Source organism: Pseudonocardia sp. Ae717_Ps2 (assembly GCF_001932475.1).
Lineage (GTDB): Bacteria > Actinomycetota > Actinomycetes > Mycobacteriales > Pseudonocardiaceae > Pseudonocardia.
Window position 1 is genome coordinate 38,605 of record NZ_MCIS01000011.1, and the last position, 10,388, is coordinate 48,992.

Consider the following 10,388-nt stretch of genomic DNA (forward strand, 5'->3'; position numbering starts at 1 on the left):
CGCGCACCGCGCTGCCTACTTTCTGCGCTCCGTTACGTCCTCACCTCCTCACGATCCACTCCTCCTGCATCCCTCCCGACACCTCGTCGACCCATCTCTTCAGACACACCTCCTGTACAACCCATCTCTCAACCTCTAAGACTCAACACCTCCACTTCCACTACCTACTGCTACTGCCACACACCTATGCATAGTGTTTGTGATCTTGGGTCGGTCCGGTATGATGTCGATCATGCTCCGCATCACCGCGATCTCCGCCGGGGCGGTGGAGTACCTGATTCGCGGGTCGGGGTGCACGGACCACGAGCACGTCCAGGACTTGGACCGCACTGCCGGGAACGGAGGGGGTCACAGCGCCGAGCGGGCCGCCGCGGTGGGCGCGGAGCGTGACGGTCAGGGCCCGGCGTACTTCGACGCCGCGGTGGTGCACGGGGAGCCGCAGGGCTACTGGTTCGGCTCGGGGCTGGAGGCGATGGGCCTGGCGGCGCGGTCCGGGGACGTCGCTGATCCGGATGATGTGCGGGCGGTGTTCGGGCAGCTGCGGCGCCCAGAGTCGACGGAGGAGGCGCCGGAGTTCCTGGGCCGGCGGCCGCCGACGTACCGAACGGCGGAGCAGCGGTATCAGGCCCTGGCCGCGAAGGAGCCGGGTGGCTTGGTCACGCCGGAGCGGGAGCGTGAGCTGCGGGAACAGTCGGTCACTGACGGCCGGAAGGGCGTCGCCTACTACGACTTCACGTTCTCCGCGCCGAAGAGCGTCAGCGTCTACTACGCGGCCCTGCTGGCGGCCGGGGCGGAGGGCGAGGCCGCGGCGGTGCGCGGGGCGCACGAGCGGGCGGTGGAGATCGCCGTCTCCTACGGCGAGCAGTACCTGGCGCAGACCCGCACGGGCTGGCATGGGCGCACGACCAGTGGGAACGAGTCGGTCGGGAAGCATGAGGCCGGCCGCGGCACGGTGTGGACCCTGTGGGGGCACTCGACGAGCCGGGAGAACGAGCCGCAGCTGCACACCCACGGTGGGCTGTTGAACCGCACCACGACGGCGGACGGGAAGGTCCGGGCGCTGGACGGGTCGGCGTTCCGCGGGGTGAAAGAGGCGATCGCGACCGCGTACGAGCGGGCGCTGGAGCAGCTGACGACCGAGGCGACCGGGGCGCGGTTCGCGTTGCGCCCGGACGGCGTCGCGCGGGAGATCGTCGGGGTGGACCCGGAGCTGATGGCCGAGGCGTCCACCCGGCGTGGCCAGGTGACCGCACGGGTGGAGGAGCTGGCCGCGGAGTACCGGTCACGGCACGGCCGGGAGCCGGACGCGGCGGCGCGCAAGGCGATGGCCGACATGGCCACCCTGGACACCCGCAAGGCCAAGGGCGCGGAGGCCGGGCCGGCGGCGGTGGCCGCGTGGGGAGCGGAGCGGGTCGAGCGGCTGGTGGACATGCTCGACGAGGTCGAGGCCCACGGCCACCAGCTGGGCCCGGACGGCCGCCCGGTGACCGGGCCGGACGTGGCCAGCGGGGCGTCTGGCCACGCGGCCACCGCGCAGCGGACCGGCCAGCAGCTCGGGACGGGGCCGGACATGACCGGTCAGGCTGTCGGGCCGGTGGCCGGGCTGGACCGGGAGGCGGTCATGGCCGCCGCGGTCGAGGACGTGCAGGCGCAGTACGCGGTGTGGACGATGGGCAACCTCGCGCTCGCGCTGGACCGCCGACTCGGCGGTGCGCACGAGCTCGGCGTGGACGCCGCCGTGCGGCCGGCGCTGCTCGAGGAGCTGACCCGGGAGGCGCTGCACCGGTCGAACGTGGTGCTGGTGTCCGCGCCGGATCCCGTGATCGTGCCGGGCGAGTTGCGCCGCCCGGACGGCGGCAGCATCTACCGGAGGGCGAACGGGCAGCGCTACGCCACCGCGGAGCACCTGGCGACGGAGGATCGGGTGCTGGCGCAGGCGGGGGCCGAGCTCGGCCTCGCGGTCGACGGGCCGCAGCTGGAGATGCTGCGCGTCGAGCTGCAGGCCGCGGGGCTGTCCGGTGACCAGGTGGACGCGGTCGCGGGGATCGTGTCGTCTGGCCGGGTCGGGGACGTCCTGGTCGGTCCGGCCGGCGCGGGGAAGTCGCGGACGGTCGGGCAGCTGGCCACGGTGTGGACCGGCCAGACCGGTGGCCGGGTGATCGGGGTGGCCACCTCGCAGATCGCGACCCAGAACCTGGCCGGGGACGGCCTGGAGGCCATCAACTCGACCCGCTTCCTGCACGCGTTCTCCCCGGACCCGGTCACCGGCCAGTCCCGTGACCGGTTGGCCGCGGGGGACATGGTGGTCATCGACGAGGCCGGGATGTCGTCGACCCGGGACCTCTCGGAGATCACCGCGCTGTGCGCGGCGGCGGGGGCGAAGGTCGTCTACACCGGTGATCAGCAGCAGCTCGACGCGGTCGAGGCGGGCGGGTTGTTCGCGCACTTGGTGCGTACGGGGCCGCACCACGAGCTGACCGAGGTGCACCGGTTCCTGGAGCCGTGGGAGGCCGAGGCGAGTCTGCAGCTGCGCGCCGGGGACCAGGCGGCGGTGGACGCCTACGGCGACCGGGGCCGGTTGCGTACGGGCACCGTGGAGGAGATGCAGGAGCAGGCTGCCCGCGCGTACCTCGCGGACACGGTGGCTGGCAGGTCGTCGCTGCTGATCGTCGGCACCAACGACCACGCCAACGAGCTGTCGCGGCGAGTCCGCGACGAACTCGTCGAGCTGGGCCATGTCGGCGAGCAGCATGTCGCCGTGGCCGGGCGCTACCGCCAGTTGGTCTCCGTGGGTGACCGTGTGCAGGCCCTGATGAACAACTACGACCTGCGTGTGGACCCCGCAGCCGGGCAGGCGGGCCCGGTGGAGCCGGTGATGCGCCGGGCGATCTACACCGTGACCGGCGTCGATCAGCACACCGGGGACCTGCTGGCGACCGACCGGCACGGCGCGACGGTGCACCTGCCACCGGACTACGTGCGCGAGCACCTGAACCTCGCGTACGCGGTGACGGTGCATTCGGCGCAGGGCGTCACGGTGGACTCCGGCTATCCGATCGTGGATCGGGACTGGGCGCGGGAGAACCTGTACCCGGCCGCGACCCGCGGCCGCGCCCGCAACGTGCTGCACCTGGTGACCGAACGGGCGCCGGACGTGCACGAGCCGGAGCGTCTCGACGAGTCCGCGCGCGAGCGACTGGCCGCGGTGTTGGCCACGTCGAGCGCGCAGCAGGCCGCCAGCCACGTGCGGGAGCGCGGGGTCGCCGACGCGGAGTCGTTCCTGGTGGCCGCGGCGGACTGGGACACCGTCGCCGGGCAGTACGCCCGCGGCCGCTACGAGGCCACGCTGGTGGAGGTGCTCGGCCCGCAGCAGGTCGAGCAGCTGCGGCAGGAGTCCGGGTACGGGCGGCTGCTGCGCGCGGTGCGGGAGGCGGAGATGGCCGGGCACAACGCCGAGGCCGTGCTGGTCGAGGCGGTGACCGAGCGCGGGTTCGCCGGCGCCGACTCCGTGTCGGACGTGGTGCGGTGGCGGCTGCGCACCAACACCGCGGCCCGGGAGCCGGAGCAGGCGGTGGACCCGCGGGACTGGACCACCCTGGCCGCGCCGCTGGACGGCGAGGTCGGCGAGTACGCCCAAGCCCTCGCGGTGCTGGCCACCGACCGGCAGGACGTGCTCGGCCGCCAGGTCGCCGAGCAAAGCCCGGAGTGGGCGACCGCGCACCTCGGCCCGGTCCCGGACGCCGTCGAGGCGGCGGCGGAGCGCGCGGAGTGGGAGCGCCGCGCCGGCATCGCCGCGGCGTACCGGGAGCTGCACCGCGTCCCGGACGAGCAGGTGTCTCTCGGCGCCGCGCCGAGCCGGGAGTACGAGTTCCACCGGGCACTGTGGTCCCACGCCCGGGCGGCCCTCGGCCAGCCGGTCGACGTCTCGGATCCGGAGGCCGCGGACGACGGCGAGTTGTACGCAGCGACCGAGCGGTGGGTGCGCGAGCAGCAGGCGGCGCCACCGTGGGTGGCCGAGGAGCTGGCCGAGGCGCACCGGAGCCTGCACGAGCACCAGATCACGTTCCAGTTGGCCGCGGCCGAGCTGGAGCGGATGCCCCGCAACGATCAGCGGTGGGGCAGCGTGGTCGCTCGCCTGGGCGAGGAACGCGACCTGGTCGACGCCCACGCCGACCGGGTCGACTGGCTGGAGTACGAGCACGAGCTGCGCGGGGAGTGGGCGGCCAGGACCCGTACGGCCGCCCAGGAGGCGCGCCTCGCGGCCGAGGAACTCGGGCGGCGCGGCCTGCCGCTTGAGCGAGCCGGCGGACCGGACGAGCCCGGGCCTGAGCAGCGGGGCGCCGACCCGGAGCACGACACCCACTACGAGGCGGACAGCCACGAGGACGACCGGGACCCCGCCGAGCCTGTCGAGGTCTCGGCGGGGGACCTGGTCGACGACCTCGATGCCGGTGCGTCCGCCGGAGGCACCGAGCCGCACCCGGAGCCCGCGGAGCCCCACGTGGGAGTCGAGGTCGCTGGCCCCGAGCTGGACAGCGAACGCGACGACGTGGCGCCGGGTGCTTCCGCAGGAAGCACCCCGGCGCCGGAGCCGGTGGTGGACGAGGCGCCGGAGCCGGTGGTGGACGAGGCGCCGGAGCCGGTGGTGGACGAGGCGCCGGAGCCGGTGGTGGACGAGGCGCCGGAGCCGGTGGTGGACGAGGCGCCGGAGCCGGTGGTGGACGAGGCGCCGGAGCCGGTCGTCTCGGATCTGCAGCAGGTAGCCGAGGCCAGCCGCGACCACGACGCGCGCGAGCGCGGCCGCCAGGCCGAGCGCGACCGCGCCGCCGAGCGCGAACGCGCCGCACAGGCCGAGCAGGACGCCGCGGACGCGCAGGCCGCCCGGTCCTCGCTCGACCACCAGGCCGAGCGCTCCACCGGCCACGACGTCGGACGTGGCCGTGCAGCCGACGCGGGCCACGACGCCGGGGTGGACTGGAGCGGCGACCCCGGGATCGCCTACTAGTAGTCGAGCACCTTCCCCCGCGACGGCCGGGTGCGGCCGCGGGCGGCCAGCTGCGCGACGTCTCGCGCCTCCCACTCCAGCTCGTCCGGGGTGGGCTGCTCCCAGATCGTGCGTGCTCCCCACGGCGACGGGCACACGCCGAGCTCGCGGCCGGCGAGCTGCTCATGCACCGGCGGCTCCACGATCTGCAGCGATGCACCCAGCTGTGGGGACCCCCATCGCACGCCGAGCATCTGCTCGGAGACCTGGCGGAGCTCGGAGAGAAAGTCACCCGCGGCAACGTTCTTGATCCCACGAGCAAGCCGGCGCTGGTCGAGGGGACGACGTACCCCGTCGTCGAGGGTCTCCGCGGTGGCACCGACCCAGATGTGGTGGTGCATTCGCACCTCGGCGAATCCGGGGATCCCCGACTCGCCTAGCGCCGTCAGCTCCAGCCGTGCCGGCGCGGAGTCGCCGTTGTCGTCGACGACGTACCCGCCGGCGAACTGGAGGCTGGCCACGGACTTGTCGATCGCCCGCTCGTAGACCCGGAAGCACGTCCCAGCGTCCAAGTCCCGCCCCGCCGCCAGCAGACCGTCGACCAGCAGCGAGAACGACAGCGGCGCCCGGAACTGCACGTCGATCGCGTCCGCCGGCGGGCCCGGCCCGTCCAGCTCGGACGCGTCGAACAGCACCGCCGGCTCCACCCGGGTCGCCCCGAACCTGCCCAGCACCGCCATCACCATCACCGCCAGTCGGATCGCCGACCACGGTACGGGCACCCACCGACAACTCCCAGCGCATCGCCTGTTCGCCCGCGGGCCGGCGGCAGGGGCGCGGTGCAGGTTCTGCCCTCACGGCCGGGCGGGCCGAGGACCAGGAGGACCCGCCTGCGGCGGGGCTGTGCGGGCCGGCCGGCCCGGAGGATGTCCCGGCCTCACTCCCTATCAAGGGTGCTGCGCATCGCCTTCGGCGACGGCCTGCGGCCGCCCTTGACAGCGAGCCTCGGAGGCCGGGCGCGCCGCGGCGCGGGTGGCAGCAGTCGCCGCCACCAGGGGGCCCGGCCCGACCGGCCCGCAGCTCGCACCGTTCGTAGGAGGCCAGCATGAGCGCGCTCGCCGTGCAGGAGATCGGCCCGGGACACCGCACAGCCGAGGTTGACGCGGTCGTGTCAACGGGGCGGGCGATCAGCGCCCCGATGGTGGCCGCGCTCGAACTGGCGTGGTCGGCGATCCGTGACCGGCACCCGGAGCTGCCCGCCGTGGTGGTGGTGCTCGGCGCCGGTTCCGGCGACCGCGGCGGGCTGCGGCTCGGTCACTTCGCGGCGATGCGCTGGAGCACGACCGACGCCAGTGCGGACGGGGCGGACGTCGAGCAGCTGGCCGAGGTGTTCGTGGGCGGCGAGGGCTTGGCCCGCGGCCCGGTCGACGTGCTCGGCACGCTGCTGCACGAGGCCGCGCACGCCCTGGCCCACGCCCGCGGGATCCAGGACACCTCCCGGCAGGGCCGCTGGCACAACGCCCGGTTCAAGGCCATCGCCGCGGAGGTCGGCATCGCGGTCGAGAAGGACCCGAAGCTCGGCTGGTCACCGACCACCGTCCCGGACGCCACGCAGGCCGCGTACGGCGAGGTGATCGAGCAGCTGCGCGGCGCGCTGCGGATGCGCCGCGGCCAGCGAGAGCGGCGGGCCAGCGAAGCCGAAGAAGCCGGGACCGCCGCCGTGCGTGTGCGGCTGCGGTCGCCGGATCCGGGTCGCCGCCTCGGTGCGCGAGCTCGGGCCGATCGTCTGCGGCGTCTGCGATCAGGAGTTCGCCCCGGAACAAGACGAGGCCGAGGGCGGCGAGTAGGCGTCGCCGGTGATCTTGTAGGACGTGGTTCTATTTCGTCAATAACGTTACTAACAAAATAGATTGACAATAACGCTATGACGTATTAGGGTGACGATATGACCGAGAGCGAGCGTCCGGCGGGGCAGGTTCCGGGTCAGGACGTCGACCCCGAGCGTGTCGAGGGGTGCCAGTTCCCGACCGGGCCGGACGAGGTGTGTGGGCGGCCGATCGAGCGGTCCGGCGGCGTCGGTCGACCTGGCCGGTACTGCGATCTGCCCGACCACACCCGGGCCAAGGCGTTCGCGGCGCGGCGGGCGCTGGAGCGCACCGGCGCCGGACCAGGCGCGGCGGCTGTCGACGTCGACGAGGAGGCGCTGGCCGAGCGGCCGGTGTCCGACGGGCGGGTCACCCTCGGCGTGCTGCTCGCACGGTTCCAGGAGGAGGCGGCCGCGGGCCGCCAGGCTGAGACCGACCGGCTGGCGCGGATGACGCAGCTGCTGGAGCGGGCCGAGCGGATCGCGGCCACGGCGACCGACCCGGACGCCGCCGGCTACGAGGTCGACCAGGCCCGCCGCGAGGCCGGTACCCAGGTCGCGGCCGCGGAGAGCGCGCAGGCGGCGGCGGAACGGGCCGCGCGGGACCAGACCCGCCGGGCCGAGCGCGAGGCCGAGCTGCGTGAGCAGGCCGACGCGGCGGCCGAGGAGGCGCTCACCGACACCGAGGCCGCGCGCGCCGATGCTGCGGCCGCCCGCGCCGAGCTCGAGCACGTGCGGGAGGACACCGCGGCCGAACTCGCCGGGATGCGCCAGCGAACCACGGCCGAGATCGAGGAGGCCCGGGAGACGGCCGAGCGGACACGGCGCGACGTCGAGGCCGAGCGGGACCGTGTGCTCGCCGAGCGGGCCGAGCAGACCCGCGAGGAGATCGCCGGTGTGCGGGCCGACGCCGACGCCCGGGTCCAGGCCGCGCAGGAGGTCGCAGATCAGGTGCGGCGGGAGGCCGAGACGCAGGTGGCGGCCGTCCAGCGTCAGGCGGCCCAAGACGTCGGGGCCGCGCAGGAGCGGGCGACGGACGCGGTGGAGGGGCGCACCCGGGCCGAGGCCGAGCGGGCGGCCGCCGACCGGCGCGCGGAGGAGGACAGGGCTACCGCCGAGCGGCTGCGCGGCGAGCTCGACCAGCTGCGCACTGACCACCGGGCCGAGCTGGACCAGCTGCGGGCCGACGCGCGAGAGGAGCGAGCAGCGCTGCGAGCGGGACGCCGCTGATCAGGTTCGCATCCTGCTGGCCCGCATCGGGGACCGCGACGACGGCCGCGACGCCCGAGACGGCCGAGGCGGACGCCCAGGACGATGCCCGCGCCACGCCGCCGAGACGGCGGCGGTCGGGCCGGACGGATGCGTCCGGCGGAAGCACCCGGAGGCTGAGCAGGATCACGCGGTGCCGGGTCGGTCAGCGTGGCGATCGCGAGGACGCTACGCCGTCGTGATCCGGCGGTCTGGTCAGGCGCTGGCCGGGATCTTCGTTACGGGCTCGCGCGTCCAATACCCGCGTGCTGGGAGTCGGGGGAACGATGGCGGGTAGTGCTGCCCGCAGTCCCCGCAGCAGCCATATGCGGCGGCGCTGCCCGAGGTACTTGGTCTGGACTCTGCGGTTAGTCTTCGGGGGTGTCGGGCAGCGTGCGCGCGGATCGCCGAGCCGGGCACTTCATCAGCCGCGTTGCTATCGAGGGTCGGACGCCCCGAGCCAGGGCTACCCGTTCGATCTGCCTGCCGTCGACGGGCCTCCGGCGCCGGGGTGGTTTGGCCCTGGCGCCTGGCGTGACGTTCGTGGTCGGAGAGAACGGCTCAGGTAAGTCAACCCTGGTCGAAGGACTCGCTGTTGCGCTCGGGCTGAACCCTGAAGGCGGTTCGCGGTCGTTCCGATTCGCATCGAGGGCTAGCGAGTCCGATCTTGGTCGGTACTTACGGGTCACTCGCCGTCCGGGCCGGGAACGCAGCTCATTCTTTTTGCGTGCGGAGTCCTACTACAACGTCGCCACCGAGCTTGAGCGGCTCGATGACGGGCCAGGCGGCCCGCCGCTTCTCCCAGCGTTCGGCGGGTCCCCGCACGGCCGGTCGCACGGGGAGGCGTTCTTGGCCCTGTTGAGTCACCGCTTCCGGCCCAAGGGGGCTGTACCTCCTTGATGAGCCGGAGGCCGCCATGTCGCCTACCGGGGCGATGGCGGTGCTCGCTCGAATGGCAGAGCTGGTCGCTCACGGCTCGCAGTTCGTTGTCGCTACACTCGCCAATTCTGCTCGCTCTGCCGGGCGCGCGGATTCTGCAAATCGACTCCGCTGGCCAGATCGACGAGGTCGACTACAACACCGCGGACGTAGTCGCTTTGACTCGAGCCTTTCTCTCCGATCCGGAATCATTTATTCGACATTTTTGAATACTGACACTGGTTGGGGAACTGCTGCGGCGCGAGAGTCTCGGTATCGGACTAGTGTGGTCCGATCCACCGGCCTGAATTACTCGGTATCTCGATCTCGCTTTCCCCGCCTCGAAGTGCGATCCGCAGCCTTGTTGACGCCCGTAGACTGTGGTCGAGCGCTCCAATGAAATCGGCCCACTCGTCCTGCGCATCATTGCGGTGGTGAGGAAGCTCTAGGCCTACCTCGCCCGCAAGTGCTCCGATGTGGTGAAGCACTATCGTTAAGGAGCGAGCAGCCTCCTCGAATGTCTCAGAACGGATCTCGCACTCAGATTCTGAATGATTCTGCAGAGCGACTTGCGAGGCGTTGCTCAGCTCCTTGAGCTGGTGCAGCGCGGCACCTAACGGCATGTATCCTCCGGCCGTGACGGGTGTGGGCCTCCCCATCCGTGCGCGCTCGGCAGTGCTGTTGGAGGACCCTCTACGGTCGAGGGTACTTGGCTACGTAGGTCCAGGGTACTCGGCCACGAAGCTGTAGTTACAAGAGCGACCGGTCGGTGGGTCAGTTGGCTCGACGTGGACCGAGACTCTGGCAGTCGGCCCGTTGATCGTGTGGTATGCACTGGGAGAATTGAACTCGTCGAACGGAATGATCCGGCTGAAGTCCGGGTCTGTTGGCGAGTCGATGTTTACGTAGAATTTGCCGGTCCTAAGACCAAGCTGCCCTGTTAGGTTGACTCCGGTCACTCGGACCCCCCCATGCATTGATAGGTCCGGTCATTCGGTAGGTTTGCACTCCTCCGCCGCAGTTGCCCTTCGGGGCAGCGGCTGACGCGGCAGAAGCGAGAGAATCGGCCGTCGCTGGAGCTGCGACCAAGGCTAATGCCGACGCCGGCTGCAGCTGTAAAAAGATATGCCATCCGCCGTGGTGTGCGCATCTGATCTCCCTAGTGAGGACTAGGGAGACAATCTCACGTGGCGAGTAAAACGATCTATCGCACATTCAGTGCCCGTTATTGCGACTGTGTGTTAAATCGTATATGGCGTTACCCCCGTTCAGATCTTCCCTTTGGGCCGAACGGGGGATGTGCGGCTCAATCCCGGCTAGGCGTCGACTCACTAGGTCTATTGGGGCCCTGCATGTCCGGCCAGCGGGTCCCCC

General features: G+C 72.1%; 5 protein-coding genes. 4 read left to right on the forward strand and 1 reads right to left on the reverse strand.

Annotated features, from left to right (window positions below; translation table 11 throughout):
* The first annotated feature begins 232 nt into the window (after nt 1-232).
* A complete protein-coding gene (gene mobF, locus Ae717Ps2_RS32365; RefSeq protein WP_158071610.1) occupies nt 233-5,005 on the forward strand; it encodes a MobF family relaxase in 4,773 nt (1,590 codons plus the stop codon).
* Here mobF and Ae717Ps2_RS32370 read toward each other — a convergent pair.
* On the reverse strand, nt 5,002-5,766 hold the full coding sequence (locus Ae717Ps2_RS32370; protein ID WP_143510831.1) for a hypothetical protein: 765 nt from the start codon (nt 5,764-5,766) through the stop codon (nt 5,002-5,004). The two genes, mobF and Ae717Ps2_RS32370, sit on opposite strands and share 4 nt — an antisense overlap.
* Before the next feature lie 323 nt (nt 5,767-6,089).
* Here Ae717Ps2_RS32370 and Ae717Ps2_RS32375 point away from each other — a divergent pair, with 323 nt between their 5' ends.
* The 3 genes from Ae717Ps2_RS32375 to Ae717Ps2_RS39675 all read left to right on the forward strand — a co-directional run bounded on the left by Ae717Ps2_RS32375 (nt 6,090) and on the right by Ae717Ps2_RS39675 (nt 8,996).
* Nucleotides 6,090-6,893 (forward strand): hypothetical protein, encoded by an 804-nt coding sequence (locus Ae717Ps2_RS32375; RefSeq protein WP_198932381.1) that lies wholly within the window; start codon nt 6,090-6,092, stop codon nt 6,891-6,893.
* A 36-nt stretch (nt 6,894-6,929) separates the two neighbouring features.
* Nucleotides 6,930-8,078, forward strand: a complete 1,149-nt coding sequence (locus Ae717Ps2_RS32380; protein ID WP_075334782.1) for a hypothetical protein — start codon at nt 6,930-6,932, stop codon at nt 8,076-8,078.
* 561 nt (nt 8,079-8,639) lie between these two features.
* Entirely contained in the window at nt 8,640-8,996 is a 357-nt protein-coding gene (locus tag Ae717Ps2_RS39675) for a hypothetical protein (protein WP_233147879.1), read from the forward strand.
* Nucleotides 8,997-10,388: the final 1,392 nt, after the last annotated feature.